This window comes from Actinophytocola sp. (assembly GCF_050699935.1).
GTDB lineage: Bacteria > Actinomycetota > Actinomycetes > Mycobacteriales > Pseudonocardiaceae > Actinophytocola.
Genome location: NZ_JBOHGB010000096.1, coordinates 1 through 26,674, shown reverse-complemented (window position 1 = coordinate 26,674; position 26,674 = coordinate 1). Strand labels below are relative to the sequence as shown.

The 26,674-nt window shown below is 71.5% G+C and carries 23 protein-coding genes and 1 riboswitch; of the genes, 14 read left to right on the top strand and 9 right to left on the bottom strand.

Features of this window, described 5'->3' with window-relative positions:
* Positions 1-67 precede the first annotated feature (67 nt).
* Both ychF and ACRDTB_RS25760 read left to right on the top strand, forming a co-directional pair.
* Positions 68-1,150 (top strand): redox-regulated ATPase YchF, encoded by a 1,083-nt coding sequence (gene ychF, locus ACRDTB_RS25765; protein ID WP_431434360.1) that lies wholly within the window; start codon positions 68-70, stop codon positions 1,148-1,150.
* 82 nt (positions 1,151-1,232) lie between these two features.
* A complete protein-coding gene (locus ACRDTB_RS25760; RefSeq protein WP_431434358.1) occupies positions 1,233-1,874 on the top strand; it encodes a hypothetical protein in 642 nt (213 codons plus the stop codon).
* A 42-nt stretch (positions 1,875-1,916) separates the two neighbouring features.
* Here the strand turns inward: ACRDTB_RS25760 and ACRDTB_RS25755 are convergent, their stop codons facing one another.
* From ACRDTB_RS25755 to ACRDTB_RS25745, 3 genes are all read right to left on the bottom strand, one after another.
* Entirely contained in the window at positions 1,917-2,129 is a 213-nt protein-coding gene (locus tag ACRDTB_RS25755; RefSeq protein WP_431434356.1) for a hypothetical protein, read from the bottom strand.
* A 132-nt stretch (positions 2,130-2,261) separates the two neighbouring features.
* Positions 2,262-2,969: an NIPSNAP family protein gene (locus ACRDTB_RS25750; RefSeq protein WP_431434354.1), complete on the bottom strand. Its 708-nt coding sequence runs from the start codon at positions 2,967-2,969 to the stop codon at positions 2,262-2,264.
* Between the two features lie 66 nt (positions 2,970-3,035).
* Positions 3,036-5,018, bottom strand: a complete 1,983-nt coding sequence (locus tag ACRDTB_RS25745; protein WP_431434353.1) for a hypothetical protein — start codon at positions 5,016-5,018, stop codon at positions 3,036-3,038.
* Positions 5,019-5,223: 205 nt separating this feature from the next.
* Here ACRDTB_RS25745 and ACRDTB_RS25740 point away from each other — a divergent pair, with 205 nt between their 5' ends.
* Together ACRDTB_RS25740 and ACRDTB_RS25735 are read left to right on the top strand one after the other, a co-directional pair.
* On the top strand, positions 5,224-6,855 hold the full coding sequence (locus ACRDTB_RS25740) for an alkaline phosphatase D family protein (protein WP_431434352.1): 1,632 nt from the start codon (positions 5,224-5,226) through the stop codon (positions 6,853-6,855).
* 124 nt (positions 6,856-6,979) lie between these two features.
* Positions 6,980-8,125: an alkaline phosphatase PhoX gene (locus ACRDTB_RS25735; RefSeq protein WP_431434351.1), complete on the top strand. Its 1,146-nt coding sequence runs from the start codon at positions 6,980-6,982 to the stop codon at positions 8,123-8,125.
* A 3-nt stretch (positions 8,126-8,128) separates the two neighbouring features.
* Here the strand turns inward: ACRDTB_RS25735 and ACRDTB_RS25730 are convergent, their stop codons facing one another.
* Positions 8,129-8,434: a 4a-hydroxytetrahydrobiopterin dehydratase gene (locus ACRDTB_RS25730; protein WP_431434350.1), complete on the bottom strand. Its 306-nt coding sequence runs from the start codon at positions 8,432-8,434 to the stop codon at positions 8,129-8,131.
* 45 nt (positions 8,435-8,479) lie between these two features.
* Positions 8,480-8,591: riboswitch (TPP riboswitch) on the top strand.
* On the opposite strand from ACRDTB_RS25730, the gene ACRDTB_RS25725 reads away from it, so the two are divergent.
* The 4 genes from ACRDTB_RS25725 (at position 8,585) to ACRDTB_RS25710 (ending at position 12,981) form a co-directional block, all read left to right on the top strand.
* Positions 8,585-9,631 carry a thiamine ABC transporter substrate-binding protein gene (locus ACRDTB_RS25725; protein ID WP_431434349.1) on the top strand — a complete coding sequence of 349 codons (1,047 nt, stop codon included), beginning with the start codon at positions 8,585-8,587 and terminating at the stop codon, positions 9,629-9,631. Its footprint overlaps the riboswitch before it by 7 nt.
* A 226-nt stretch (positions 9,632-9,857) precedes the next feature.
* On the top strand, positions 9,858-11,414 hold the full coding sequence (locus ACRDTB_RS25720) for an ABC transporter permease (protein WP_431434361.1): 1,557 nt from the start codon (positions 9,858-9,860) through the stop codon (positions 11,412-11,414).
* Complete coding sequence (locus ACRDTB_RS25715; RefSeq protein WP_431434347.1) at positions 11,414-11,980, top strand: GNAT family N-acetyltransferase; 567 nt, start codon at positions 11,414-11,416, stop codon at positions 11,978-11,980. Before ACRDTB_RS25720 ends, ACRDTB_RS25715 begins: the two co-directional genes overlap by 1 nt.
* Positions 11,977-12,981: an ABC transporter ATP-binding protein gene (locus ACRDTB_RS25710; RefSeq protein ID WP_431434344.1), complete on the top strand. Its 1,005-nt coding sequence runs from the start codon at positions 11,977-11,979 to the stop codon at positions 12,979-12,981. Before ACRDTB_RS25715 ends, ACRDTB_RS25710 begins: the two co-directional genes overlap by 4 nt.
* Here ACRDTB_RS25710 and ACRDTB_RS25705 read toward each other — a convergent pair.
* The 3 genes from ACRDTB_RS25705 to ACRDTB_RS25695 are packed head-to-tail and all read right to left on the bottom strand — an operon-like array spanning position 12,965 to position 15,932.
* Positions 12,965-13,831, bottom strand: a complete 867-nt coding sequence (locus ACRDTB_RS25705; protein WP_431434343.1) for an ABC transporter permease subunit — start codon at positions 13,829-13,831, stop codon at positions 12,965-12,967. The genes ACRDTB_RS25710 and ACRDTB_RS25705 overlap by 17 nt on opposite strands.
* Positions 13,828-14,853 (bottom strand): ABC transporter ATP-binding protein, encoded by a 1,026-nt coding sequence (locus tag ACRDTB_RS25700; protein WP_431434342.1) that lies wholly within the window; start codon positions 14,851-14,853, stop codon positions 13,828-13,830. The genes ACRDTB_RS25705 and ACRDTB_RS25700 overlap by 4 nt, the downstream gene beginning before the upstream one ends.
* A gap of 14 nt (positions 14,854-14,867) precedes the next feature.
* Positions 14,868-15,932 (bottom strand): LolA family protein, encoded by a 1,065-nt coding sequence (locus ACRDTB_RS25695; RefSeq protein ID WP_431434340.1) that lies wholly within the window; start codon positions 15,930-15,932, stop codon positions 14,868-14,870.
* Between the two features lie 151 nt (positions 15,933-16,083).
* Between ACRDTB_RS25695 and ACRDTB_RS25690 the strand changes: the two genes are divergently transcribed.
* The 3 genes from ACRDTB_RS25690 to ACRDTB_RS25680 are packed head-to-tail and all read left to right on the top strand — an operon-like array spanning position 16,084 to position 18,901.
* The gene (locus ACRDTB_RS25690) at positions 16,084-16,800 is read left to right on the top strand and encodes a response regulator transcription factor (protein ID WP_431434339.1); all 717 of its coding nucleotides are present in this window, start codon (positions 16,084-16,086) and stop codon (positions 16,798-16,800) included.
* Positions 16,797-18,146: a sensor histidine kinase gene (locus ACRDTB_RS25685; protein ID WP_431434336.1), complete on the top strand. Its 1,350-nt coding sequence runs from the start codon at positions 16,797-16,799 to the stop codon at positions 18,144-18,146. Before ACRDTB_RS25690 ends, ACRDTB_RS25685 begins: the two co-directional genes overlap by 4 nt.
* Positions 18,143-18,901 carry a (deoxy)nucleoside triphosphate pyrophosphohydrolase gene (locus ACRDTB_RS25680; RefSeq protein WP_431434335.1) on the top strand — a complete coding sequence of 253 codons (759 nt, stop codon included), beginning with the start codon at positions 18,143-18,145 and terminating at the stop codon, positions 18,899-18,901. Before ACRDTB_RS25685 ends, ACRDTB_RS25680 begins: the two co-directional genes overlap by 4 nt.
* Here the strand turns inward: ACRDTB_RS25680 and trpS are convergent.
* Both trpS and ACRDTB_RS25670 read right to left on the bottom strand, forming a co-directional pair.
* Positions 18,884-19,861, bottom strand: coding sequence for a tryptophan--tRNA ligase (gene trpS, locus ACRDTB_RS25675; RefSeq protein ID WP_431434333.1), 978 nt, complete (start codon positions 19,859-19,861; stop codon positions 18,884-18,886). The genes ACRDTB_RS25680 and trpS overlap by 18 nt on opposite strands.
* Positions 19,862-20,405: 544 nt before the next feature.
* The gene (locus tag ACRDTB_RS25670) at positions 20,406-20,567 is read right to left on the bottom strand and encodes a hypothetical protein (RefSeq protein ID WP_431434362.1); all 162 of its coding nucleotides are present in this window, start codon (positions 20,565-20,567) and stop codon (positions 20,406-20,408) included.
* A gap of 147 nt (positions 20,568-20,714) precedes the next feature.
* Here ACRDTB_RS25670 and typA point away from each other — a divergent pair, with 147 nt between their 5' ends.
* The 3 genes from typA (at position 20,715) to ACRDTB_RS25655 (ending at position 26,638) form a co-directional block, all read left to right on the top strand.
* A complete protein-coding gene (gene typA / locus ACRDTB_RS25665) occupies positions 20,715-22,619 on the top strand; it encodes a translational GTPase TypA (protein ID WP_431434331.1) in 1,905 nt (634 codons plus the stop codon).
* 119 nt (positions 22,620-22,738) lie between these two features.
* Positions 22,739-24,451, top strand: coding sequence for an ABC transporter family substrate-binding protein (locus ACRDTB_RS25660; RefSeq protein WP_431434329.1), 1,713 nt, complete (start codon positions 22,739-22,741; stop codon positions 24,449-24,451).
* Between the two features lie 480 nt (positions 24,452-24,931).
* Entirely contained in the window at positions 24,932-26,638 is a 1,707-nt protein-coding gene (locus ACRDTB_RS25655; RefSeq protein WP_431434327.1) for a peptide ABC transporter substrate-binding protein, read from the top strand.
* Positions 26,639-26,674: the final 36 nt, after the last annotated feature.

Sequence of the window (26,674 nt, the reverse complement as noted above, 5' to 3'; positions counted from 1 at the left end):
TCCTGACGTTGGGCGTCAGGAAGGCGTCCTTCCAGGCCATCGGCGGGGGCCACGTAGACTCCCCACAGTGAGTTTGACCCTTGGGATCGTCGGCTTGCCCAACGTCGGCAAGTCCACCTTGTTCAACGCCCTGACCAGGAACGACGTGCTCGCCGCGAACTACCCGTTCGCGACCATCGAGCCCAACGTCGGGGTCGTCCCGCTGCCCGAGCCGCGGCTCGCCGTGCTGTCCACAATGTTCTCCAGCGCGCGTGTGGTTCCGGCCACAGTGTCGTTTGTGGACATCGCCGGCCTCGTCCGCGGAGCCTCCGAGGGTCAGGGCCGGGGGAACAAGTTCCTCGCCAACATCCGCGAGGCGGACGCGATCTGCCAGGTCATCCGCGTGTTCGACGACCCCAACGTGATGCATGTGGAGGGCAAGGTCGACCCCTCGGGGGACATCGAGACGGTCAACACCGAGCTGATCCTCGCGGACCTGCAGACGCTGGAGAAGGCGTTGCCGCGACTGGAGAAGGAGGCCCGCACGCGCAAGGAGGCGCGCCGGGCGCTGGAGAACGCAAACCAGGCCGCCGTGATCCTCGACTCCGGACGCACGCTGTTCGCCGCACAGTCCGAAGTAGACGAATCGCTGCTGCGGGAGCTCAGCCTGCTGACCACGAAGCCGTTCCTGTACGTGTTCAACGCCGACGAGGCGGTGCTGGCCGACGACGCGCGCCAGGCCGAGCTCGCCGAGCTCGTGGCGCCCGCGGACTCGGTGTTCCTGGACGCGAAGGTCGAGGCGGAGCTGCTCGAGCTGGACGACGAGGAGTCGGTGCGCGAACTGCTGGCGTCGGTCGGCCAGGACGAGCCCGGCCTGCACTCGCTGGCACGCGCCGGGTTCCACACGCTGGGCCTGCAGACGTTCCTGACCGCGGGCCCCAAGGAGGCGCGGGCCTGGACCATCCACAAAGGATGGACGGCCCCGCGGGCGGCGGGCGTCATCCACACGGACTTCGAGCGCGGCTTCATCAAGGCCGAGGTGGTCTCCTTCGACGACCTGGTGGCGGCGGGCTCGATGGCCGCGGCGAAGGCGGCGGGCAAGGTCCGCATGGAGGGCAAGGACTACGTGATGGCGGACGGCGACGTGGTGGATTTCCGCTTCAACGTGTGAGGAACGGGGGTCGCGGGCGGCCGGGATCTGGTATCAACGGTCGGCGTCGGCGCGACTCGGCGTCGGTCGGTGGGAGACGTCAATGGTGAACCTGATCTCGTTCCTCTGCGCGGCTGTTCCGGCCTTCGTGCTGTCGGTGCTCGGCGTCCCGCTCGTGATCGTCGTGCTGGTGATGATCGTTTCCGGGGCGACCGGCCTGGCCGTCGCGACCCGCATCGACCGGCGGCAGGAGACCGACTGGGTCCAGGTGGCGGCCGTGACCCTGTCGGACTGGGCGCACCGCAACGAGGGTCACTGCGAGACCGATCCCGAGGCGCTGCCCGTGGACGGGTGGGAGCTGCCCGCGACCCCGTGGTTCCACGGCGTGGTGCTCGCGGTCGGCCGTCGCTCGGGCTTCGAGGTCGGCGTCACCTGCTTCCAGGAAGCGAGCTCCGAAGGAGCACCCGCCCGCCACACCGGCTACCTCGTGCGCCTGCCGGAGGACGTGGCCGACCTGCACCTGAACCGCGGCCGGCTGCGCCGCGTTCGCCGCGGCTCCCGCCTGGAGGGCGCGCCGGAACCGGTCCACGAGCCGCTGGCCGCGGTGCCACCCGACACCGACTCGCTGGACGTCGCGGACCGGGTCCTGTACCTCGTCCGCCCCGGCTGGCCCGAGTTCACCTCCCTCGACGACCACGTCGACGCCGCGGTCGCCGTCGCCGCCGCGCTCGGAGAGCAGGGCTGAAACGCCTCACAGCGTCCACTGTGGAGGCACGCGGGCGGGAGGTCAGCGCGCGGCGCGGACCGGTTCCGCCGGGTTCATGCCGGCGGCGACGAGCGCCGCGGAGCGGATCGCCTCGTGCAGCTGCCAGATCGACTGCGGGGGAAGGTAGAAGCCCTCTCCGGGTGGCGGCAGCACGGCGACGCGCCCATCCGAGACGGTGACCACCAGGCTGCGCTGCCGGTCCAGGCCATCTACCACGGGAACGTCCCAGATCATTTGCGGCTCCATGGGCCACCTCCGTTGCGCCGTCACCGCTTGGAAGGTCGCGAAAAGCTGGCCCTGTGTTACGGGTCGCCGCGCGGCGTCACCGGGGCGCGTCACAGCCGGTCCCGCACCGGCGGCACACGATCAGCGCAGGCGCGACCGGGCGGTGGGGGCGAGGTGGAGCTGCTCCGGCCCGCGTGCGAGGTGCTTGGTGAGCAGCGGCAACAGGTCGTGGGTCCAGCGGGTGGAGCGGCCGAGCTTGCGGATGTGCTCGAGGTGCGCGTCGTGGTCGGCGTACGCGGCCACCCACGCGAACACGTTCTCCCCGGTCCGCACGGGCAACGCGGGGTAGTCGTTCTCGCTCGGCTCCGTGCGCAGACACGCGAGCGGCGGCGCGCCCAGATCGGCCAGCAGCGGGCGCACCTCGCGGACGAACAGCTCCGCGAACTCGTCACCGGCCCGCGGCGGCAGGTGGTAGAGCGTCACGGTAACCAGCGCGGACGGCTCGGCGTCCGGCCGGGTCGCGGGCAGGTCGAAGCCGGTGTCCTCGGCCGCCGGACGCAGCAGCAGGACGTCGTCCGAGTCGATCATCGTGGCGTTCGCCGCCTCGCGGTGCGCGCGCCAGACGGGGCCGTCGTAGAACGCGGCGAGCGCCTCGGCCCGGGTCGCCAGGTCTGGGAAACCCCGCAACCACACGAACCGGTCCTCGTCGTCGATGTCCCGGAACTGCCCGTGGATCCGCATGCCGGCCGCCTCCTGCGGCTCCACGAGCTGGCGGTCGAACAGGTCGATGAGCACGTCTCGCTTGCCCGGGTGCAGGGTGTACTGCCGGAGCTCGAGAACCTCGGTCATCGCGGGCGCCGCTCCTTCCGCACTGCGGACTCGGGTGAGCGACACCCTATTGGTGTAGGCCGGCGGTCAGCCTATGGGGATCGCGACGCACGGCGCACCACCGCAGACGTCGATCACCTCACCCGTGGCCAGGAAGTGGGCGGCCTGCTGCCGCGCGGCCGGCGTGTTGCCGGTGTCGCCGTGCGGGTCCTGACCCTCGGTCGGCGGCAGGTTGCCCTGCGGCGGCGCGGGAGTGCCGCTGTCCCAGACCACCAGAGCCGAGCCCTCGAACGGGAAGTTCGGCACCGCCGGCAGGTCCCACTGTGGCTCGACGGCCGGGTCGCGGCCGGGCGCCAGCGTCGGCCGCACCACGTGCAGGCCGAGCGTGCGCGCCTCGACCTCGGTCGCGACGTTGGCCACCTGGTGGTCGCCGAACGCCTGGTGCAGCAGGACCTGCTTGACCGGCGTGCCGGGCAGCGGGTCGCGGGTGATGTGGTTGGCGTAGCCGTTGCCCTCGCCGCGGTCCCACACCATCTGCATGAGCGCGAAGCCGATCTGCTGCTCGAGCCGGTCCGGGTAGAACTCGTCCATGATCGGCTGCAGCGCCTGGAACGGCGAGGCCCGGTTGAGCAGCGTGGAGAAGTTGATCGCCGGCACGATCAGCGCGGACCGCGTGAAGTCCTGCGCCAGCGCGGTCAGTGCGGTGCCCTGGATGCCGCCGAGGCTCCCGCCCGCGTAGGTCAGGTCCACGTCCCGGTTGAGCAGCCCGTCGAACTCGGGCAACGCGGCGAGGCCGTCCGGGTGGATCATGGCACGGCCGAGGAACATCATGTTCAGGTACGCCTGCTGCATGCGGTCCGGCAACGTGGGGAAGTCGGACAGGTCGTCGAGGACGTCCACCACGTGGTCGACGTCCTCGCTGGACATGCCGATCCAGCTCGCGCCGCAGGGCAGCGCGTTGGCCTCGTTCGCGACCGCGCCGAGGCCGTTCACCGCGGTGTGGTCACCGAACAGGCCGTGGCCCCACAGCAGCGGCCGCGCGGGTCCGGAGGTCGCCGTGCTGCGCGGGACGTTGCACTGGAACGTCGCCTGGTAGGTCCCGTTCGGCTCGGGCAGGCCGTCCTGGCCGTAGGTCATCCGCGAGCCGGGCCCGCCGTCCGCGCGGTCCAGGTACTTGGGCACCTCCACCGTGCCGACGACCTTGCGGGCGAACGCGGGGTCGACGTCCGGCGTCGGGTTCTCGACGCTCGTGATCGTGATCTTCGGGGACGCGTCGCCGAGCACGGCGAACGACTCGTCGCGCATGTCGAGCGCGCGGCCGGTCAGGTTCTCCGTGCTGGCGACGGTGAAGTCCCACGCGAGGTGCAGGTCGGCGAGCTCCACGCCGGCACGGAACAGGTCGGTGAGCGCCGGGCGAAGCGACAGCCAGCGGTTGACCAGGGCCGGGTCCTCCGGCGGCTGCGGATGCAGCATCTGCTCGAACACCGGGCCGGCGGGGATCGGCCGGTCGAAGACGTCGATCAGGTTGCGCAGGCCCACGACGTAGCGGTGGCCCTCGATCAGGTTGCGGGCCGGCCGGATGATCACGGCCTGGCGTAGCGGGTCGGTGGCGCGCTGGTCCTGCTCGACCCAGTACGGGTGGCGCTTGCCGGTCGTCGCGTCGAGCAGCACGACGGGCGCGTCCTCGCGCAACGAGGCGCCGATGTCGGTGATCGGCGCGGCGCCGGTCTTGACGAGGTCGATCCCGGGCACCCGCGCGATCACCATCGAGCCGGGCGAGAAGCCGTCGTTGCGGTTCCACTCGGTCGGGTCGATCGGCACGCCGGAGGCGTTGTGCGGCATCATCTCCGGCGCGAAGTCGACCCGGCGGCCGGTCGGCATGGACTCGTCGGGCACGGTGTAGTAGTCGTTCGGGAACGGCAGCAGGCACACGTCCGGGTCGATCGGGTCGCACTCCGTGGCCGCCCTCGGGTTCGCCGGCGCCGGTGGTGACGCGGCCGTGGCCGCGGGCACCACGCCGAGCGCGACGACGAACATACCGACCAATGCGGGCACCGTCGACCGCTTCATGTGTGGCCTCTCCCCGAATCCGTGAACGAGCCACCGCCGAACGTGGCACACGCCGCGCCGGGCCGCTAGATCCGAAAGGTCTAGGTCCTGGCACACACCCGGACGCCACCCACTGCCGAACGGGGCAACATGTTGGTCCGACCGGACCGCGCCGCGCTGCGCGGCCGGCCCGGGTGTTTGGATTACCGGGACACGAGGAGGTGCGATGCCCAACCTCTTGCTCGGTCCGCTGCTGCGGCACGTGGACACCACCTCGGCGACCGTGTGGGTCGAGACCGACCGTCCGTGCACGGTCGAGGTCGCGGGCCGCTCGGCGCAGACGTTCCAGGTGGCCGGGCACCACTACGCGCTCGTCGTGGTCACCGGCCTGGAGCCCGCCACCTGCACGCCCTACGAGGTCCGGCTGGACGGGGAGAAGGAGTGGCCGCTGCCGGACAGCGACATGCCGCCCAGCCAGATCCGCACGTTCCCGGACGGCGGCGACCCCAGGTTCCTCATGATGTTCGGCTCGTGCCGGATGCCCGAATCCGACGACCCGGCCGAACGGCGCCGCATCGGCCCGGACGCACTCGCCGCGTACGCCTCCCGGATGCACGCCGAGGACGAGCGCGACTGGCCGGACTCGCTGTTCCTCGTCGGCGACCAGGTCTACGCCGACGAGACCACCAAGGCGACCCAGGAGTGGATGAGCCGCCGGCGCAGCCTCGACCAGCCGCCCGGTACCGAGGTGACCGACTTCGAGGAGTACACCCGGCTCTACCACGAGTCCTGGAGCTCGCCGCTGGTCCGCTGGCTGATGTCGACGGTGCCCACGTCGATGATCTTCGACGACCACGACGTGCGCGACGACTGGAACACCTCGCAGACCTGGCGGGACGAGAAGGAGAAGACGAGCTGGTGGCGGACCAGGGAACGCGGCGCGCTCGCCAGCTACTGGATCTACCAGCACATCGGCAACCTCAGCCCCGCCGACCTCGAGGCCGAGGAGATCTACGGCAAGGTCATCGAGCTCGGCCGGGACGGCGACGCCGCGAACATCCTGCACGAGTTCGCCGACCGCGCGCGCCAGGAGACCAACGGGCGCAAGGGAACCCGGTGGAGCTACCGGCGCGACTTCGGCAACGTGCGGCTGCTCGTGATCGACACGCGGTCCGGCCGCATCCTGTCCGGGGGCGCCCGGTCGATGGTCAGCGACGGCGAGTTCGACTGGATCGAGGAGCACGCCGACGGCGACTACGACCACCTGCTGATCGGCTCGTCGCTGCCGTGGCTCATGCCGCACGCGATCAGCCACATCCAGTCGATGAACGAGGTCGCCTGCCGCCGCCCGGGCTGGCGCGGCTGGCTGGCCGAGACGCTGCGGCAGACCGCCGACCTCGAGCACTGGCCGTCGTTCCGCGCGTCGTCGGACCGGCTGGCCAGGCTGATCCTGCGCATCGCGAAGGGCGACGTGGCCACCGTGTGCGTGCTCTCCGGCGACGTGCACCACGTCTACGCCGCGCGCGCCACGTTCCCGGAGCGGGTGCGGGCCGCGGTGTTCCAGCTGACCTGCTCGCCGGTGCACAACCAGGTCCCGGCGCTGATGCGGCCGCTGTTCACGATCGCGTGGTGGCGCCCGGTGGCCGCGATCTGGCGCTGGCTGGCGCACCGCTCGCCGCACATCGACCCCATGCCGGTCGAGTGGACCAAGGTGTCCGGCCCGTACTACGGCAACGCGATAGCGACCCTGCGCACCACGGGCCGCAGCGCGGAGGTGGTGGTGGAGCGTGCGGAGGCCACCGCCGACGGCCCACCCCGGCTGACGCCGGTGACGACCGTGCCGCTGACGGACGACTGACGCGCCAGGAAGGACGCCTTCCAGACGTTGAACGCCAGCATGGCGTCCTTCCTGGCGGTACTCCGTTCGGCCTACATCGGTGGTGGCTTCTCGAACACAGTTGATCACGTTACGTTGCAATCTCATGGAGCGACGGAGCTTTCTCAAGGTCTCGGTGGCCGGCGCCGCGGCGGCGGCCTTCGGCGGAGCGTCCTGGTCCAACGCCTTCTCGGCGAACGCCGCTCCTGGTGACGGGCCCTACGGACCGCTGCTCCCGGCCGACGGGAACGGCCTGGCGCTTCCGCATGGCTTCACCGGACGGGTCATCGCACGCAGCCTCGAGACGGTGGCCGACACCAGCTACCGCTGGCACATGGCACCGGACGGCGGCGCGTGCTTCGCCGACGGGGACGGCTGGATCTACGTGTCCAACAGCGAGGTGCCGTTCATCGGCGGCGCCGGCGCGGTCCGGTTCGGCCCCGATGGGTCCATTGTGGACGCGTACCGCATTCTCGACGGCACCGACGTGAACTGCGCCGGCGGCAAGACCCCGTGGAACACGTGGCTGTCCTGCGAGGAGGTCGACAAGGGCGAGGTCTACGAGACCGACCCGTTCGGCGTCAACGACGCGATCGTGCGGCCGGCCATGGGCCGGTTCAAGCACGAGGCGTGTGCGGTCGACCCCGACCGGCAGGTGATCTACCTGACCGAGGACGTCGGGGACGGCGGCTTCTACCGGTTCACCCCGGCGACGTGGCCGGCCCTCTCCGCCGGCACGCTGGAGATCATGGTGGGCCCGGCGGACCAGACGAGCGGCGCGGTCACCTGGGCGCAGGTGCCCGACCCGTCGGCCGACGACGAGGACACCCGCCACCAGGTCGAGGGCTCGAAGCCGTTCGACGGCGGGGAGGGCTGCTTCTACGCGAACGGCACCTGCTGGTTCACGACCAAGGGCGACAACCGGGTGTGGGCCTACGACGCCGCCGCGAGCACGATCAGCCTGACCTACGACGACGACACCCCGCTGTCCGGAGTGGACAACGTGACGGGTGCGTCGAGTGGCGACCTGTTCGTCGCCGAGGACGGCGACAACATGGAGATCTGCGTCATCACGCCGGACGGCGTGGTGGCGCCGTTCGTGCGGGTGGAGGGCCACGACGAGTCGGAGATCACCGGCCCGGCGTTCAGCCCGGACGGCACGCGGCTGTACTTCTCCTCCCAGCGCGGCACCGGCGGCGAGGTGATCAGTCCCGGCATGACGTTCGAGGTGACCGGCCCGTTCCGGAGCTGACTCCTATTCCGGCGGCGTACCGATCGCCTCGATGACGCCGTCGATCTCCTCCGCGAGGCTGACGTCCGACGCCGTGACGCCGCCCGCGGAGTGGGTCGAGCAGCGGAACGTGAGCGTCCGCCAGCGGATGTCGATGTCCGGGTGGTGGTTGTCGTTCTCGGCGATCTCGGCCACCCGGTTCACCACCTGGATCGCCTGTGGAAAGCTCGCCAGCTCGACCGTGCGCGTGAACGCCCCGTCGTCCATGCGCCAGCCGTTGAGGCGGCCGAGGGCCTTTCCCTTGTCTTCGTCACTGAGCAGCTCGGGCATGTGTACATGGTGACGCCTGGCGGCCGGGGACGCACCGGTAGGCTGGACCCGTCCCACGGGAGTCCGGTGCCGCCGGGCTGAGAGGAGGGCGCGAAGCCCTCGACCGTCGAACCTGATCCGGGTCATGCCGGCGCAGGGAGGAGGCTCGACATGCGAAAGATCCCCGTCGCCCTGGTGGCGGTCGCGCTGACGGCGACCGGTTGCACGCTCGGCGACGACTCCGGTTCCGACTCCGGTGCGGAGAACGGCACGAGCGTCGTACTAGTCACGCACGACTCGTTCGCGGCCCCGCAGGAGCTGCTCGACGAGTTCGCGAAGGACTCGGGCATCACGATCGACGTGCGGAAGGTCGGTGACGCGGGCGCGCTGACCAACCAGCTGGTGCTCACGAAGGACGAGCCCATCGGCGACCTCGCGTACGGCGTGGACAACACGTTCGCGTCCCGCGCGCTCGACGAGGACGTGTTCGCCGCGTACCGCGCCCCCGACGCGGAGAAGGGCCCGCAGCGTTACCAGATCGACGACTCCGGCCGGCTGACCGCGGTCGACGTCGGCGACGTGTGCGTCAACATCGACCCGGCGGCGTTCGCCGCGAAGGGCCTGCCGGAGCCGAAAACCTACGCCGACCTGACCAGGAGCGAGTACCGCGACATGCTCGTGGTCTCCGACCCGGCCACGTCCTCGCCGGGCCTGGCCTTCCTGCTGGGCACGATCGCCGAGCTCGGCGACGGCTGGCGGGAGTACTGGGTGGCACTCAAGGGCGTCGGCATGAAGGTGGTCAGCGGCTGGGAGGAGGCCTACACCCAGGAGTTCTCCGGCTCGTCCGGGCAGGGCCCGCGCCCGATCGTGGTGTCCTACGCGTCCTCGCCGTCCGCGGAGATCGGCGACGACGGCAAGCCGCGGACGAAGGCGCTGCTCGACACCTGCTTCCGCCAGGTCGAGTACGCCGGCGTGCTGGCGGGCGCGAAGGACGCCGACTCGGCGAAGAAGGTGCTGGACTTCCTGCTCTCCGAGAAGTTCCAGGCCGCGGTGCCCGAGCAGATGTACGTCTACCCCGCGCGCGAGGGCGTCCAGCTGCCGGAGGCGTGGCAGCGGGCGGCCCCGCAGCCGGAGGCGGCCGCGACCCTGCCGCCGGCCGAGATCCAGCAGAACCGGGAGCGGTGGATCGACGAGTGGCGCACGCTCGTCCAGGGCTAGTGCGGTGGCCGGGAACACTGGCGGGCCCACCGGCGGATCCAGGTTTCCGCTGGCAAGGCGCCGACTCGGCCGCGTACTGGGTGTACTCGGCCGGATCGGCAACGCCGCCGGGCCGAAGCTGGGCCGTCGAGAGGCTCGGCGAGCGTTTCCGGCCACCGCACTGGCGCCCGAAGCGGGTCGACGGGCGGCACGATCCCGCCCGGGGCTGGCTCCCGCGCTGGTCGCACTGGTACCGCTGGGTTTCCTCGCGGTGTTCTTCGTGTGGCCGGTGGCGGCGATCCTTCGGCTCGGCCTGGGCGAGGGCGGTGTGCTCTCGGTCCTGGCGCGGGCCGACACGTGGCAGCTGGTCGCGTTCACCGTCGGGCAGGCGGCCGCGTCGACCGCGGTGGCGCTGGTCGCCGGGCTGCCGGTGGCGTTCCTGCTGGCCCGGACCTCGTTGCCGGGCCTGGGTTTCGTGCGCGTCGTGATCCTGGTGCCGTTCGTGCTGCCGACGGTCGTGGTGGGCCTGGCGTTCCGCACGCTGCTGCCGGACGGCGAGGTGGCCGCGATCGTGCTGGCGAACAGCTTCTTCAACGTCGCGGTGGTCGCGCGGACGGTCGCCGGGCTCTGGTCGCATCTTGACCGGCGCGTGTCCGACGCGGCGCGGTCGCTGGGCGCGTCGCCGTTGCGGGCGTTCACGTCGGTCACCCTGCCCGCGCTGGCACCGGCGATCGGTTCGGCCGCGGCGGTCGTCTTCCTGTTCTGCGCCACCAGTTTCGGGGTGGTGCTGATCCTGGGCGGGGCACGGTTGCGGACGCTGGAGACGGAGATCTACCTGCGGACGGTGGAGCTGCTGGACCTGTCCGGCGCGGCGGCGCTCTCGCTGCTGCAGCTGCTGGCCGTGGTGGCCGCGCTGACCGTCGGGGCGATCGCCCGGCGCCGCCGGGAGACCGCGCTGCGCCTGCGCGCCCCGGCGGCGGTGGCCCGCCAGCCGGCCGGCACGGAATGGGCCGTCGTCGGGTGCGCGCTCGTGGTGCTCGCGTTGCTGCTGCTGCCGATCGTCGTGCTGGTGGCCCGCTCCCTGTCCGGTGGGCTGGCGGGCTACCGGGCGTTGACCGGCACCGGGTACGCGGGGTCGCTACAGCTGTCCGGAGTGGACGCCGCGCTGAACTCGGTGCGCGCCGCGACCGACGCGACCCTGCTCGCGGTCACCCTCGGCACGATGGCGAGCGCGGTGCTGGTGTCGCTGTCCCGGAGCCGGGTACGGCACGGCGTCGTGGAGGCGATGGACACCGCGTTGATGCTGCCGCTGGGCGTGTCCGCGGTGACGGTCGGCTTCGGTTACCTGGTGACGCTGGACGCGTTGCCGGGCGACCTGCGGACGTCGGCCGCGCTGGTGCCGCTGGCGCAGGCGCTGGTGGTGACACCGCTGGTGATCCGGCTGCTGTTGCCGGTGCTGCGCTCGATCGACTCGCGCCTGCGGCAGGCGGCGGCGTCGCTGGGCGCGTCGCCGTGGCGGGTGTGGCGGGAGGTCGACGTGCCGCTCGCGGGCCGGTCGCTGCTGACCGCGTTCGCCTTCGGCTACGTGGTGGCGCTGGGCGAGTTCGGCGCGACGAGCTTCCTGGCGCGCCCGGACACGGCGACACTGCCGGTCGCGATCGTGCGGCTGCTGTCCCGGCCGGGCGAGCTGAACAACCAGATGGCGTACGCGGCGTGCACGTCGCTGATCCTGGTGACGGTCGCCGCGGTGGCGGTCGTCGAGTCGGTGCGGGTGCCGGGCCGCGCGCCGGTCGGGGAGTTCTGATGAGCGGAGCTTGCGCAGCGAACCACTCAACAGCGAGCGGAGCTTGCGCAGCGAACCATCAAGCACAGGGCGAGCGGGAGCGGTTCTTCGCCGAGGCCAACGGCGGCTTCGAGGTCGATCGCGATGACCGGCCCGCTGTCGCCGGGCCGTCGCACAGCTTTCTGCTCAGCGTCCTCGACGCGGGCGGCGGCGAGTTGCTCGGCGGCGTCAGCTGGCACGCGGTCGACTACGGTGGCACGCTCGGCTGCCAGGCATGGAACATCGGGATCGGTCTCGTGCCCGCGGCGCGGGGACGCGGGGTTGGCGCGCTCGCGCAGCGGTTGCTGGTGGAGCATCTGTTCGCCGTCACCGAGGTTGACCGGATCGAGGCCGGCACCGATGTCGCGAACGTCGCCGAGCAGAAAGCGTTGGAGAAGGCCGGTTTCCGGCGCGAGGGCCTGCTGCGCGGCGCCCAGCTGCGTGGCGGTGCGCGGCGGGATCTGGTCCACTATGGACTCCTCCGCGCCGACCTGGTGACCACCGACGAGGAGCGGCGGACGCACCGAGCCCGCGAGGGGGCGTCGTGAGCCTGACGGTGCACGAGCTGACCGTCCGCTACGGCGACCTCGCCGCGGTGTCCGAGGTGGACCTGGCGGTGGCGGACGGTTCCGTGGTCGCGTTGCTCGGGCCGTCCGGGTGCGGCAAGTCGACGTTGCTGCGGGCCGTCGCGGGCCTGGAGCCGTCCGTCGCCGGGCGGGTGTGCTGGAACGGCGCGGACCTGGCCGGGGTGCCGGTGCACCGCCGCGAGTTCGGCCTGGTGTTCCAGGACGGCCAGCTGTTCCCACACCGGAACGTGGCGGGCAATGTGGCGTTCGGGCTGCGCATGCGCCGGGTGGACAGGTCGGCCCAGCGGGCACGGGTGGCGGAGCTGCTCGACCTGGTGGGGCTGGCCGGCTACGAGGCGCGCAGGTCGACCGAGCTCTCCGGCGGTGAGCAGCAACGGGTGGCGCTGGCGCGCGCCCTGGCGCCCCGGCCCCGGCTGTTGCTGTTGGACGAGCCGCTGTCCGCGCTGGACCGTGCGCTGCGCGAGCAGCTGGCCATCGACCTGGCGCGGGTGCTCACGGGCACCACGGCCCTGGTGGTCACCCACGACCACGACGAGGCGTTCACCCTGGCCGACCGGGTGGCGGTGATGCGCGCCGGCCGGATCGTCCAGACCGGCCCGCCCGCGGAGGTGTGGCGGGAGCCGGCCGACGAGGAGACCGCCCGGTTCCTGGGCTGCGGCGTGCTGGTTCCCGCGACAGTCCACAATGGAGTAGCCAGCTGCGAGCTCGGCGAGGTGGCCCTCCCGTGGGCGCCGCCCGGCGAGGCGCTGCTCGGCCTGCGCCCCACGGCCCTGCGGCCAGCGAAGACCGGTGTGAAGGGCGAGGTGATGCAGCGCGTCCACCGGCGCGACCACGTCCGCCTGCGGGTCCGCCTGGCGGATGGTCGCGAGGTGGACGCCGTGGCCGGGGTCCTGGACACGGACGACACGGTCACCCTCGCCCTGGATCCCGACGGCGTGGCACTCGTCAGCCGTCGCGGGTGACCATGCGGGCGAGTGCCAGGGAGTAGCCGATCACCAGGTAGCAAGCCGCCCGCAGCACGCCGTCGGTGATCGCGTCGGTGGGCATCGGGTCCCGGGCCACGTCGACGAGTTCGGGCCAACCGGTGGTGATCAGCACGGGATGCAGCCAGTCCAGCGACGAGATCGCCCCGAGCACGTGGAAGACGATCACCCCACCGAGCGTCACCGACAGCACGACGAGCGGATGGTCGGTGGCGGCCGAGATCGCGAGAGCGACCGCCGCCACCGCCCACACCTGGACTGTCACCAGCACGGTGAGCAGGGCGAGGCGCCCGACCGACTGTCCGAACGGCAACGTGGAGCCGGACATCGTGAGCATGCTGTCGCCGCCGAGGATCACTATCCCCGCGATGGCCCCGACCACCGCCATGATCGTGACCGTCACCAGGCACAGGACGGCGATGCCGAACGCCTTCACCGCGAGCAGCCGGGGACGCCCGATCGGGGCGAGCAGCAGGTTGCGCAGCCCGCCGGCCGCCGCCTCTCCGGAGATCGCGTCGGCGGACCACATCGTGCCGACCAGCGGGAGGAGCATGTTCATCGACAGCAGCAGCACGAGGACGGACAGGATCAACCCGTTGTCGGCCACGATGGCCGCGATCCCCCCGATGCTCTGGTTCGGCGCGTTCGTGGGTGCCGTCGTCGCCAGCGAGACCCCGATCCCCGCGATGATCGGCACGACCGCCGCCATCCCCAGCGCGATCATCGTGCGCGGGCGCCGCAACATGAACCGCAGCTCCGCCCGCAGCAACCGCATGATGGGCGCCTTGGTCCTGGTGGTGACCCGCATGGCGGCAACGGCCGTGGTCATGACGTGGCCTTGTCGGGAGCCAGCTCCTGAGTGGCCACATGGGACAGCCCTGCCTCGGGGGACTCGGCCTCCGTCAGGCGGGCGAACAGATCCTCCAGGCCGGTGCGCTGGCGGCTGACCTCGTGTACCGCCACACCGGCCCGGACCAGCGTGGCCACCACCTCCGGCGCGGTCGTCGCCGTCAGGTCGACCCGGACGCCGTCGGGGGTGGCCCGGGCCGGCATCCGGTTGTCACGAAGGGCGTTGACCGCGACTTCGGTGTCCGGAGTGGACACCAGCAGACCGGAGTTGCCCGCCTCGAGCAGCTCGGCCAGCTCGCCCTGCGCCACCACCGAACCTTCGTGCAGGACGGCGACGTGCGTGCACGTGGCCTCCACCTCGGCCAGCAGATGCGACGACACCAGCACGGTGGTGCCGGCCGCGTGCAGGTCGGCGATCACCGCGCGCACCTCGCGGGTACCCGCCGGGTCGAGGCCGTTGGTCGGCTCGTCCAGCACCACCAGCTTGCGGGGCAGCAGCAACGCCGCGGCGAGCCCCAGGCGCTGCTTCATGCCCATCGAGTAGCCGCGGTAGCGCCGCCCGGCCGCCGCGGACAGGCCGACGCGCTCCAGCGCCTCACCGACCGCACGCGGGATGGCCGCGGTGGCGAGGTGCGGTTCCGCGGCCGCGCACCGCATCAGGTTCTCCCGCCCCGACAGGAACGGGTGGAAGCCCGGCCCCTCGACCAGCGCGCCCACTTCCGGCAGCGCGTAGCCCAGGCTCTCCGGCAGCACGTGACCGAGCAGCTCGACCGACCCCTCGGTCGGCGTGACCAGGCCGAGCATCATCCGGATCGTCGTGGTCTTGCCGGACCCGTTGGGCCCGAGCATGCCCAGCACCGACCCGACCGGCACGTCGAGATCGACGTGGTCGACCGCCACCGTCCGGCCGTAGACCTTGCGCAGGTTGCGGGTCCGGGCGGCCAGACGGGCGGGAGCTCCCGCGGCCGGGGCCGCGGGAGCCTCCTCCTCCCCGATCACCATGCCGGTCACGGTAGTCACTTGCCGAGCGCCTGGGTGAGCACCTGCTCCGGCACCGCTCCGATGGCCACCCGGCCGTCCTCGGTGATCAGCGCGGTACCGACCTTCGAGCTGATGACCCAGCCGGTGCCGAAGTCGCCTTGCACCTCCTTGCCGAAGCTGCCGAGCATGTCCATCACGCCACGCTCACCCTCGCCGCCCGGCATGCTCAGCGCCTCCTCCGGCAGCGTGCCGGTGAGCACGGTGTCCCAGCCCCGGCCGACCGTGTCCAGGTCCAGCTGGGACAGCAGCTCGTCCGGCGACTTGCCCTCGACCCGCTCGCCCGGCTTCTGCTCGGTCACCGTGGCGCCTTCGGGCGGGGTGAACTTGAACAGGCTCGCGTCCTGCGGGCCGTCGCTGAACTCGGTGAAGCCGACCTTCAGCGCCGGGTCGGCCTGGCCGTTGGCGAGCACCTCCAGCTGCAGGGGCACCCGGGTCTCGGAGTCGACCGACACGCGGATCTCCCGCAGCAGCGTGCGCTCGGTCGGCTTGGGCGCCAGCACCAGCTGGTACACGGGCCGGTCGGCGACTCGGGCCGTGCCGTCCACGTCGACCGTGCTGTCCGCCTGCATGGCGTTCACCAGGTCACGGGCGGCGGTCGCGGGATCGGCGAGCTTGCCCTCGATCGGCGTCTTCATCTCGTGGTCGGCCCCGTGCGGCACCTTGACGACGGTGCGGTCCGCGGAGTCCCACACCCACACGGTCGTCCCGTCGTCGATGACCGTGGTCTCGCTGCCCCGGGACGGAACCGAGATCCGGCCGCGGCCCTCGCCGTCGGTGTAGACCCGGATCTGGTCGCCGCCGCCCATGGATCCCGGCATGCCCGGGATGGGCAGTCCGAGGTTGTTCTCCATCTCGACCGAACCGCCCAGGGCCGGCACGTCGGTGCTCAGCACCGACTCGACCAGCTGGTCGGCACTGATCGGCGGTAACGCCGGCGGGGCCTCCCCCGCACCCGCCGGCGAAGCCAGCAACACCAGGCCGGCCACGCCCGCGGCGGTACCCACCGCCGCGAACGACAGCGCGGTCTTCTTGGAATTCATCGCGCACCCCTCATGTCAGCTCCCGGATTTCGTTCCTGTGACATAGAGGTTGCACCAGTGCGACTGAGATGACGCTGAGAGTGACCGCGCGAGCTGAGAGTTGACTGAGAGCATCCGCGTTTTGTCGGTGGCGCGGGGCATGCTGGGCACCATGAAACCGCGTGTGCTGGTGGTGGACGACGAACTCGGGGTGCGGCGAGCGCTGCAACGCGGCCTCGCCGCCGAGGGCATGGAGGTCGTCGTCGCCGCGGACGGGCCCGGTGCGCTGGACATCGCGCGAACCGGGGCCTTCGACGTGATCCTGCTCGACATCATGTTGCCGGGCCTGTCCGGCTACCGGGTGCTGCAGCAGTTACGCGCGGAAGGCGTGACCACACCGGTGTTGCTGGTGTCGGCCAAGGACGGCGAGATCGACCAGGCCGACGGCCTCGACCTGGGTGCCGACGGCTACCTGGTGAAGCCGTTCTCCTTCGTCGTGCTGGTCGCGCAGGTGCGCGCGGTGCTGCGCCGGGGCGCCGGGGACGGGTCCGACCGGCGGCTGCGGATCGGCGAGCTGGTCGTGGACCGGGCGATCCGGGAGGTGCGGTTCGGCGGCGCGCCGGTGCCCCTGTCGCCACGCGAGTTCGCGGTGCTCGAGGTGCTCGTGGGCCGGGCGGGCACGGTCGTCACCAAGGACCAGCTCTTACGCACGGTCTGGGGCGACGAGCTCGCGGCCACGCGCAACGCGGTGGAGGTCTACGTGGGCTACCTACGCCGCAAGTTGGACGCCGCGGGCGCGGGTGGGATCGTGCGTACCGTGCGAGGACACGGATACATGGCGTCGAGCGGCGAGCTGGACGCGGTACTGGAACTCGGGCGCGGCCGTTGAGCGGTGCCCTGGGGCGGATCGTCGGGCGGTTGTGGCTGCGGCGGACGCTGCGGTTCCGGATCACCAGCGTCGCGACCGTGGTCACCCTGGTGGTACTGCTGCTGCTCGCCGTGCAGACCAGCCGGCTGATCGGGCCGCTGCTGGTGAGCTCGGCCGACGCGCAGCTGCAGACCATCCTGGACGCCGCGGTGAACCGGGTCCGGGACGGAGCGCCGCCGGCCGACTCGCCCGTCGGGGTGCGGGTTCGGGTGCTGGACACCGCGGGCGCACCGGTCGACGGCGTCGCGGCCGCGCCGCTGGGCCCGGAGGACGTCCGCACGCTGAAGGCCGGCACTCCCGTGCTGCGGCTTCAGGACGATCCCCCGCTGCGCTGGCTGGGCACGGTGGCCACCGCGCCGGACGGCGCGCAGCGCCTCGTGGTCGTCGGCACGACGCTGACCGGGTACTTCGCCGCGCAGGCCCGCGCGCTCGACTGGCTGGTGGGCGCGGCGCTGCTCGGCGCGGCGGCCGTCGGCCTCGCGACCTGGTTCGCGGTGCGCTCGTCGCTGCGCCCGGTGGAGCGGCTGCGCAGTGCCGCCACGCGGCTGCCGGCCGGGCGCCGGCTGCCGCTGCCGAGCGCGCACGACGAGCTGCGGTCCCTGGCGGCCGCGCTCAACGGTCTGCTGGCCCGCCGCGACGAGGCGAGCGAGCGGCTGCGCCGGTTCACCGGGGACGCGGCGCACGAGCTGCGCTCGCCGGTGGCGTCGATCCGGATCCAGGCCGAGGTGGCGGTGGCGAACCCGGACCCGGACCTGGCGCACGAGGTGCTGGCGGAGGTGGTGCACGAGTCCGAGCGACTGTCCTCTTTGGTCGAAGGGTTGCTGACGCTGGCGCGGTCGGACGCGGGCGAGCTGCCCGAGGCCGAGCCGGTCGACGTGGTCACCGCCGCCCGCGCGGCGATGGACCGGCTGGCCGACGGCGGACCGGTGGTGTCGATGAGCGCGCCGAGCGGTCCGTGCTGGGTCTCGGCCGCGCCGGCGGAGGTCGACCTGGTGCTGGACAACCTCCTGCGCAACGCCACCCGGCACGCGCGAGCCAAGGTCACCGTGACGGTGCTGGCGCGCGTGAAGTCGGTCTGGTTGGTCGTGGACGACGACGGGCACGGCGTCGCCGAGGAGCACCGCGCGCGGGTGTTCGACCGCTTCTACCGCGTACAGGACGACCGCGCACGCACGTCGGGCGGCGCGGGCCTCGGCCTGGCCCTGGTGGCGGAGGTCGTCCGCCGTCGCGGCGGCACGGTCGAGGTCGGCGAGTCCCCCGAGGGCGGCGCACGCTTCCAGGTGCGCTGGCGAGAACTACAGACATGAAGCTGCTGCGCACCACGACTCTCGTCGACACGCCACCGCGCGTCGTGTCGGCGGCGCTGACCGAACGGGCCCTGTTCGGTGGCGACGGCGTGCTCGCGCCCGGCGACGAGCTGGTCCTCACCGGCAGCCGGTTCCGGGTCGCGGACCTCACCGTGTGCGGCCTGCGGCTCGTGCCGGTCGCCGGACCGCTCCGCGTCGAACTGCTCGTGCGGCTCGCGCCGACCGCCGCGGGGACCCTCGTGACCGCCACGGCCGCGTCCCGCACGGCACTGCTCGGCATGGCGTTACGCCGGCCGCTCCTCACGTTGCTCACGTCCACTGTGGACGGCATCCGTAGCCGGGCCGGCACGCTCGCCGGCGCGGCGGTCGTGGTAGGCGCCGCGATCGTGCGCGAGCGCGCGGTGCTCGCCCAGCAGCGGGCGTACCCGGCCACCGCGGCCGGCCGCTGGGAGCTGCCGGGTGGCCGGGTCGAGCCGACCGAGTCCGATGTGGACGCCGTGCGCCGGGAGTGCGCCGAGGAGCTCGGCGTGGACGTCCGGGTCGGCGATCCGGTCGGCCCGGACGTGGCCCTGGGCAAGGACATTCTGCTGCGCGTGTACCGCGCCGAGCTGGCCGAGCCCGGCGCGGTACCGCACCCGTACGATCACCAGGCGCTGCGCTGGCTGACCGCCGGCCGGCTCGGCGGCGTCGACTGGCTGCCGGCTGACCGGGTGCTGCTCGCGGCGCTGCGCCGGTTGTTAGCCGACACCGGCTAGCCGCCGCGCGGTGGCCAGCCGGTGTGCGCTGCGCTCGGCGGCGAGCTCCGCGCCGCGAGCGCGGATCCGGTCCAGCTCCACGCCGTCGTCGAGGAGCTCCTTGGTGCGCTCGCGTACCGGCCGCAGCTCCTCGATCACCGCCTCGGCGACCGCCTCCTTGAGCTCGGCGTACGAGCTGTACTCGGCGGGGACGTCACGCGCCGGCTTCCCCGTGCACGCGGCCAGGATCTCCAGCAGGTTCGCGAGCCCCGGCTGCTCGTCGGGGCGGAACTCCAGCCGGCCGAGCCCGTCGGTCACGGCACGTTTGATCTTGCGCCGCAACAGGTCCGGCTCGTCCATGACGTACAGCACGCCGACCGCGTCGCGCGCCGACTTGTCCATCTTGCGCGCCGGGTTGGCGAGGTCCCGCACCCGTGCGGCGGCCGGTGGCGTCACGGCCGCCGGCACGACGAACGCCTCGCCGAAGGTGCCGTTGAACCGTCTCGCCAGGGTCCGCGCCAGCTCGACGTGCTGAGCCTGGTCGTCGCCGACGGGGACCTCGTCGGCACCCTGCAGCAGGATGTCGGCGGCCATGAGCACCGGGTAGGTGAACAGGCCGACCCGCACCGGCGTGGCCTCGAGCTCACGCCGGGCGCTCTTCTCCTTGAACTGCGTCATGCGCGCCGCCTCACCGAACGAGCACGTGCACTCGAGGATCCAGGTCAGCGTGCCCAGCTGCGGTAACAGGTCGGACTGCACGAACACCTGATCTGCCTCGATCCCTGCGGCCACGAGCGTCGCGAGCAGCTCCCGGGCGCGGACACGCAGGCGTTGTGGGTGGTACGCGCTGGTCATGCCGTGCAGATCGCTGACGAAGTACAGGTCCCCGGGGCCGCCCTCCCGCGCCCAGCGGCGGATGGCGCCGAGGTGGTTGCCCAGGGTCGCGTGGCCTGAGGGCGTGATTCCGGAGAAGCGGATCATGGTGGCACTCCTTCGCGGTGTCGCCCGCGTGACCGGAGGGCCTGCATGACGAAGGCCGCCCGGGACGGGCGGCCTGTGGATATCAATGCATGCGTCACAGCCGCCGGTCGGCGGCCCACCACCTGGTGTCGAGGGAACGCATGAGACACAATGCTACCGGCTGATCCTCGCCACGAGAACCCATCGTGCGTCTCGAGCCGACTCCGTGGGCGGACACTCCTATGAGGACAGTTCATCGGGCCCCGATTCGGTGCGGCATGGGCGTTTCCCGGACGGCGGATCAATGACGCGCGTGGCCTCCGGCCCCCCGAGATCCAGCCTAGCGATGGCCACCGACGATTCCGGCCGCGGCGGGCGGACCTGTGGACAACGCGCCACGCGGCGGCCTCCGGCCCCCCGGAACCAGCGTAACGAGAGGGACCGACGTTTTCGGGCGGTGCGGGGTGAGGCTGTGGACAACGTGCCGGGGAGCCCCCGATTTCCAGACTACGGGGGCGTACGGACGATTCCAGGCGGTGTCGATCCTGGCTGTGGACGGGCGCGGTCAGGCGGCCTTCTTGAAGTCGGCCTTCGCCTTCTTCAGGGCGCGGACCGGGCAGCGCTTGCACCGCGAGGAGGACCGGCAGCACTTCTTCTTGACCTTGCCGGCCTTCATCAGCTTGCGCACGGTGTCCGCCGGGGACTTGGCGCCGTGCTTGTTGCCCACACTCACTCCATCGGACTCGAGGACAGTTTAGGTTAGGCTAATCTTCAACCTGCGCGCCAGGCCTGGCGGCTATCCTGTAGTGGCGCCGCGCCCACCCGTCCGCGCGCAGCCCAACGACGCCACACCATGAACCAGGAGCACACGCGCGTGCCTGCCACCGATATCGCGGCGCCTGCGATCGCCAGGACCGACCTCCGCAACGTCGCGATCGTCGCGCACGTCGACCACGGGAAGACCACGCTGGTCGACGCGATGCTCCGCCAGTCGGGGGCCTTCTCCGCCCGCGCCGAACCGGTGGACCGCGTGATGGACTCCGGCGAGCTCGAGCGCGAGAAGGGCATCACGATCCTCGCCAAGAACACCGCCGTGCGCCGCGAGACGCCGGACGGCCCGGTCACCATCAACGTGATCGACACCCCGGGCCACGCGGACTTCGGCGGCGAGGTGGAACGCGGCCTGTCGATGGTCGACGGCGTCCTGCTCCTCGTCGACGCCAGCGAGGGGCCGCTGCCGCAAACCCGCTTCGTCCTGCGCAAGACGCTCGCCGCCGGGCTGCCGGTCGTCCTCGTCGTCAACAAGGTCGACCGGGCCGACGCGCGCATCGAGGAGGTCGTCGCCGAGACCCACGACCTGCTGCTCGACCTCGCCACCGAGCTGGACGAGATCGACGCGAGCATCCTCGACCTGCCCGTCATCTACGCCTCGGCCCGCGCCGGCCGCGCCAGCCTCAAGGCGCCCGCCGACGGCGAGCAGCCGGACAGCGACGACCTCGACCCCCTCTTCGAGACCCTCCTCGACCACGTCCCGCCGCCCGCCGGCGACCCCGAGGCCCCGCTGCGCGCCCTCGTCACCAACCTCGACGCGTCCAGCTTCCTCGGCCGCATCGCGCTCTGCCGAGTCCACGCCGGCACCATCCGCAAGGGCGGGATCGTCGGCTGGTGTCGCGCGGACGGCAGCGTCACCAGCGTCAAGATCACCGAGCTCCTGCTCACCCAGGCCCTCGAACGCGTCCCCGCCACCCGCGCCGAGGCCGGCGACATCGTGGCCATCGCCGGCATCCCCGACATCACCATCGGCGACACACTCGCCGACCCCGACGACCCCCGCCCGCTGCCGCGCATCAGTGTCGACGAGCCCGCAATCTCCGTCACCATCGGCGTCAACACCTCCCCGCTGGCCGGCCGGGGCGGCGGCACCAAGCTCACCGCGCGCCTGCTGCGCAACCGGCTCGACAGCGAGCTGGTCGGCAACGTCTCCGTCCGGGTCCTGCCCACCGAGCGCCCCGACACCTGGGAGGTCCAGGGCCGCGGCGAGCTGGCGCTGGCCATCCTCGTGGAGACCATGCGCCGCGAGGGCTTCGAGCTCACCGTCGGCCGGCCCGAGGTCGTCACCCGCACCGTCGACGGCACCCTCTGCGAGCCGTTCGAGCGGCTCACCGTCGACGCGCCCGAGGAGTACCTCGGCTCGATCACCCAGCTCCTCGCCGCGCGCAAGGGCCGGCTCGAGCACATGGGCGGGCACGGCACCGGCCGAGTAAAGATCGAGTACGTCGTGCCGTCCCGCGGGCTCATCGGCTTCCGCACCGACTTCCTCACCGAGACCCGCGGCACCGGCATCGCCAACGCCATCTTCTCCGGCTACTTCCCGTGGGCCGGCCAGATCCGCGGCCGCCACTCCGGCTCGCTCGTGGCCGACCGGTCCGGCTCGGTCACCAGCTACGCGATGCTCCAGCTCGCCGACCGCGGCACGTTCTTCGTCGAGCCGGGTGCGGAGGTCTACCAGGGGATGGTCGTCGGCGAGAACCCGCGGGCCGAGGACCTCGACGTCAACGTCACCCGGGAGAAGAAGCTGACCAACATCCGCTCCTCCACCGGCGAGGAGCTCGAGCGGCTCGCCCGGCCGCGCAGGCTCGTACTCGAGGAGGCGCTGGAGTTCTGCGCCGCCGACGAGTGCGTCGAGGTGGCACCGAGCGTGGTGCGCATCCGCAAGGTGATCCTGGACAGCGTGCGGCGGGCCCGCGAGCGCGCACGCGCCAAGTCCCGGGACGCCTGAGGGAACCACGGACAGTAGGGATACGTCACGAGATCGGAGGAACCCGGCCGGCCGACCGAGTGTCAGGAGCGTCTGGCAGGGTCACCAGGCACCGGTTGCTCGAGGGGAGGTGGACCGGCGTGGCTCGGCAAACCTCGTGGGGCAGGGCGCTGACGGGGGCGGTGACCGTCGTGGCGCTGGCCGCCTGCACCCCGGCGCCCCGGTACGTCGACACCCCGGTGACCAGCCCCGTTCCCGACCGGGTCGACACCGGCGAGGTCGTGGTCGGCGTCAGCAACATCGCCGGCGGCTACAACCCGCACGACATCGCCGACCAGTCCGCGATCACCACCGCGCTCGCGAACGTCCTGCTGCCCTCGGCTTTCCGGCCCGGCCCGGACGGCGTCCCGCAGCTCGACCGCACGGTGATGACGTCCGCGAGCGTCACCAGTGCCGACCCCTACACCGTCACCTACCGGATCCGCTCCGACACCTCCTGGTCCGACGCCGCGCCCGTGGCCGCCGAGGACTTCGTCTACCTGTGGCAGCAGATCACCGGCAACCCCGGAACCATCGACGCCGCGGGCTACCGGCTCATCTCCGACATCAACGCCCGCGACGCCGGCAAGGTCGTGGAGGTCGTGTTCAGCAAGCCCTACCCCGGATGGCGCACGCTGTTCTCCGGACTGCTGCCCGCGCATCTGCTCAAGGACGCCCCGGGCGGCTGGTCGGGCGCGCTGCAGGGCAACTTCCCCGCCACCGCCGGCCCCTACGCGGTGGACTCGCTGGACACCGACCGCGGCGAGGTCGTGCTCGAGCGCAACGACCGCTACTGGGGTCAGCCCGCCACGCTGGACCGCATCATCCTGCGCCGCGGCGACCAGACCGGCCTCGTCGAGGCGCTGGAGGCCGGCCACGACCAGCTGGCCCTCGCCCGGATCGACTCGATCGGCGCCGACCTGCTGGCCAACCTGCGCCCGGTCGTCACCGCCGAGACCGTGGCACGGCCGACCGTCACCACCCTGGCCCTGCGCCCCGACCGGCCCCAGCTCGCCGACGTCGCCGTCCGCAAGTCGATCATCGCCCTGCTCGACCGGAACGAGCTGATCATCGCCGGCACCGGCGGCGGACCGGCGGCCGCGCTGAAGGCGGACGCGCAGGTGCTCGCGCCCAGCGTGCCGCGCTACCAGCCGACCATCCCGACCGCGCGCGGCGCGGTGACGGCCCTCCGGCCTGACGGCAGGGTCGCGAGCCAGCTGCTCGACCAGGCCGGCTACACCAGGACGGCCGCGGGGTGGAGCCGCGCGGGCGAGCCGCTGAACCTCGTCATCGCCGCGCCCGAGGAGCGGCAGACAGCGCAGCGGATCGCGAACGACGTCGCCCAGCAGCTGACCGCCGCGGGCATCGCCAACGAGGTCATCACCCCGCCGGCGAACGATCTCTACGCCCAGCTCTACGCCGGCGACGCCGAGCAGGATGACGCGCAGACCGGCGAGTCCTTCGACATCGCCGTCATCGGCCAGCCCGCCGGCGGCGACGACGCGACGACTCTCGCCACGAACTTCGGCTGCGTGTCCGGTTTGGCCGACGACCAGCCGGTCGCGGCCAACCCGCTCGGCTTCTGCGACGCCGGCCTCCAGGTGACCATGGACGCGGCCCTCACGGGTGCACTCTCGGTGACCGACGCCGTCGCGGCGGTCGAGCCGGCCCTCTGGGCCGCCGCCGTGTCCATGCCGTTGTTCCAGGAGGCGGATACGCTCGCCGTCCGCCCGGAGGTGTCGGGTGTGTCCATCGGCCCACCGCTCGCTGGTCCGTTCGCCGACGCCGCGACCTGGCGGCGCTCCGCCTCATGATCTTGGATTGCCGCTTCGGCGGACCGGTCCGCGATCATGCGCGAGTCGTGCGAGTGCGGTGTGGACAGTCAACGGAATTGTGCCCGTCGGGCATCAGCGAGTCATCGGCGCCACCGCCGAAAGTATGTTCCCACCTGCCATTTAGTACCGTGCGGTAACCATTGCGTCGCGTGCCGCCACCGGCGTGTCACCCTTTGGTCACGATCGAGCATTAGAGCGTGACGGCAGATGTCGGAGTTCCTACCGTCCTGCAACGGTGCGTCGGCAGATAGCTGTCTACGCGTCACAAGATCACCAGTGGGTGCTGATCAGACACGAGGTCCACGACGACGTGCACTAGTAACGAAGCCGCGAAACGGACGGAGCTTTCCCCGACCCGCCCCCGCGTCGCGGCATATCTCCGCTCCGTGCACGATATGTCACGACAACACAGGGCGCACGCCCGTCAAGTGCGTGCTCGCTCATGGAGGAATCGACTTGATGAGGAACAAAGCAGCGTGGCTACGGGGCGCTGCCGGCCTAGCGGCCGCGACGCTCGTGCTCACGGCCTGCTCCCAGAAGGAGAACACGGGAACAGGGAACGAGGGTGCCGAGCAGCAGCCGTCAGCCGGCTGGGAGGAGACCCAGGTCCCGGAGATCAAGGAAGGCAAGGTCGGCGGCACCTTCCGCCTCGGCATCGTCGAGCCGACCGCGATCGACCCCTACAACGCCCAGGAGTCCGAGGGCATCCTGGTCGCCCAGTACCTGTTCACCGGCCTGGTGCAGGCGGATCCCGACGGTGAGATCCTGCCAGGCGTGGCGGACAAGTGGGAAAGCAATGAAGACTGCAGCGAGTGGACCTTCAATCTGAAGACGGGCACGAAGTTCCACAACGGTGAAGAGGTCACCTCACAGTCGTTCAAGACCGGCTGGGAGCGCGTCGCCGCCAAGGGCTCCGCCTCCGAGGTCGCCTACCACCTCGGCGGCATCCAGGGCTTCGAGGAGATGCAGGCGGGCACCGCGCGCCAGCTCTCCGGTGTGGACGCGTCCGACCCGGCAGTGCTCAAGGTCAAGCTGACCGAGGCGAACTGCGAGTTCTTCATGCGGACGTACCACTCGGTCTTCAGCCCCATACCGAAGGTCGCCGGCAGCCCGCAGAGCAACAAGGCCTTCGTCGACGCACCGATCGGCAACGGACCGTTCATGATGGACGGCAAGTGGCAGCACGACCGGGGCATCAAGCTCAAGCGCTTCGCCGACTACGGCGCCGGTGACCCGGCGTACCTGGAGAACGTCGAGATCACGATCACCGCGAACGGCGCCGACGACGAGTACGCCGGCTACCAGAACGGCACCTTCGACTGGGCCCGGATGCCGACGCCGGTGCTGAGCCAGGCGCGGTCGACGTACCTGTCGAAGGACCAGTGGATCACCCGCAACACCAACGGCCAGAACTACCTGCTGCCGATGGTGACGAAGAAGCCGCTGGACTCGCCGGAGGCCCGCAAGGCGATCTCGCTGGCCATCAACCGCAACGAGATCATCAACAGCGTCTTCCAGGGCTCCCAGACGATAGCGACCTCGTTCGTCCCGCCGGTGTTCCCGGATGCCTTCCAGGACGGCGTCTGCACCGAGTGCCGGTACGACCTCGACGAGGCGAAGCAGCTCGCGAAGGAGGCCGGGCTGACCCCGGGCACCGAGCTGAAGATGCAGTTCAACACCGATGCCGGTCACGACGAGTGGATGGCCGCGGTGAAGGACCAGCTGGAGACCAACCTTGGTCTGAAGATCGACATGACCTCGGTGCCGTTCGTCGACATGCTCGCCAACGAGCAGCAGCCGGATGCCACGGGCCTGTTCCGGGCCGCGTGGGGCGCGGACTACCCGACGCCGGAGAACTTCCTCACGCCGCTGCTGTCGACGGACGCCATCGGTGCCGGCCCCAACGAGCCGACCACCGGTGACAACCAGGGCCGCTACAGCAATCCGGAGTTCGACGACCTGCTGAAGGAGGCGAAGAGCAACCCGGACGAGGCCGAGCGGATCCGTCTCTACCAGGAGGCGGAGAAGATCGCGATCGGTGACGACATGGCGATGATCCCGCTGTGGAACCGCACCCAGCACCGCCTCGCGAACACCGAGGAGTTCATCAACATGAGGATGGACTTCAGCGAGAACCCCGACCTTTCGGTCATCAGCATCAAGTGATGTGACACCAGCCGTGGTGGCCGCGGTCCGTAGCAC

What these genes read in the sequence shown, in the direction of transcription:
- ACRDTB_RS25760 (WP_431434358.1), top strand. Translation starts at nt 1,233, where the DNA reads ATGGTGAACCTGATCTCGTTCCTCTGCGCGGCTGTTCCGGCCTTCGTG.
- ACRDTB_RS25705 (WP_431434343.1), bottom strand. Translation starts at nt 13,831, where the DNA reads ATGACCACGGCCGTTGCCGCCATGCGGGTCACCACCAGGACCAAGGCG.
- ACRDTB_RS25690 (WP_431434339.1), top strand. Translation starts at nt 16,084, where the DNA reads ATGAAACCGCGTGTGCTGGTGGTGGACGACGAACTCGGGGTGCGGCGA.
- ACRDTB_RS25735 (WP_431434351.1), top strand. Translation starts at nt 6,980, where the DNA reads ATGGAGCGACGGAGCTTTCTCAAGGTCTCGGTGGCCGGCGCCGCGGCG.
- ACRDTB_RS25730 (WP_431434350.1), bottom strand. Translation starts at nt 8,434, where the DNA reads ATGCCCGAGCTGCTCAGTGACGAAGACAAGGGAAAGGCCCTCGGCCGC.
- ACRDTB_RS25750 (WP_431434354.1), bottom strand. Translation starts at nt 2,969, where the DNA reads ATGACCGAGGTTCTCGAGCTCCGGCAGTACACCCTGCACCCGGGCAAG.
- ACRDTB_RS25655 (WP_431434327.1), top strand. Translation starts at nt 24,932, where the DNA reads ATGAGGAACAAAGCAGCGTGGCTACGGGGCGCTGCCGGCCTAGCGGCC.
- ACRDTB_RS25695 (WP_431434340.1), bottom strand. Translation starts at nt 15,932, where the DNA reads ATGAATTCCAAGAAGACCGCGCTGTCGTTCGCGGCGGTGGGTACCGCC.
- ACRDTB_RS25680 (WP_431434335.1), top strand. Translation starts at nt 18,143, where the DNA reads ATGAAGCTGCTGCGCACCACGACTCTCGTCGACACGCCACCGCGCGTC.
- ACRDTB_RS25700 (WP_431434342.1), bottom strand. Translation starts at nt 14,853, where the DNA reads ATGGTGATCGGGGAGGAGGAGGCTCCCGCGGCCCCGGCCGCGGGAGCT.
- ACRDTB_RS25745 (WP_431434353.1), bottom strand. Translation starts at nt 5,018, where the DNA reads ATGAAGCGGTCGACGGTGCCCGCATTGGTCGGTATGTTCGTCGTCGCG.
- ACRDTB_RS25725 (WP_431434349.1), top strand. Translation starts at nt 8,585, where the DNA reads ATGCGAAAGATCCCCGTCGCCCTGGTGGCGGTCGCGCTGACGGCGACC.
- trpS (WP_431434333.1), bottom strand. Translation starts at nt 19,861, where the DNA reads ATGATCCGCTTCTCCGGAATCACGCCCTCAGGCCACGCGACCCTGGGC.
- ACRDTB_RS25740 (WP_431434352.1), top strand. Translation starts at nt 5,224, where the DNA reads ATGCCCAACCTCTTGCTCGGTCCGCTGCTGCGGCACGTGGACACCACC.
- ACRDTB_RS25715 (WP_431434347.1), top strand. Translation starts at nt 11,414, where the DNA reads ATGAGCGGAGCTTGCGCAGCGAACCACTCAACAGCGAGCGGAGCTTGC.
- ACRDTB_RS25755 (WP_431434356.1), bottom strand. Translation starts at nt 2,129, where the DNA reads ATGATCTGGGACGTTCCCGTGGTAGATGGCCTGGACCGGCAGCGCAGC.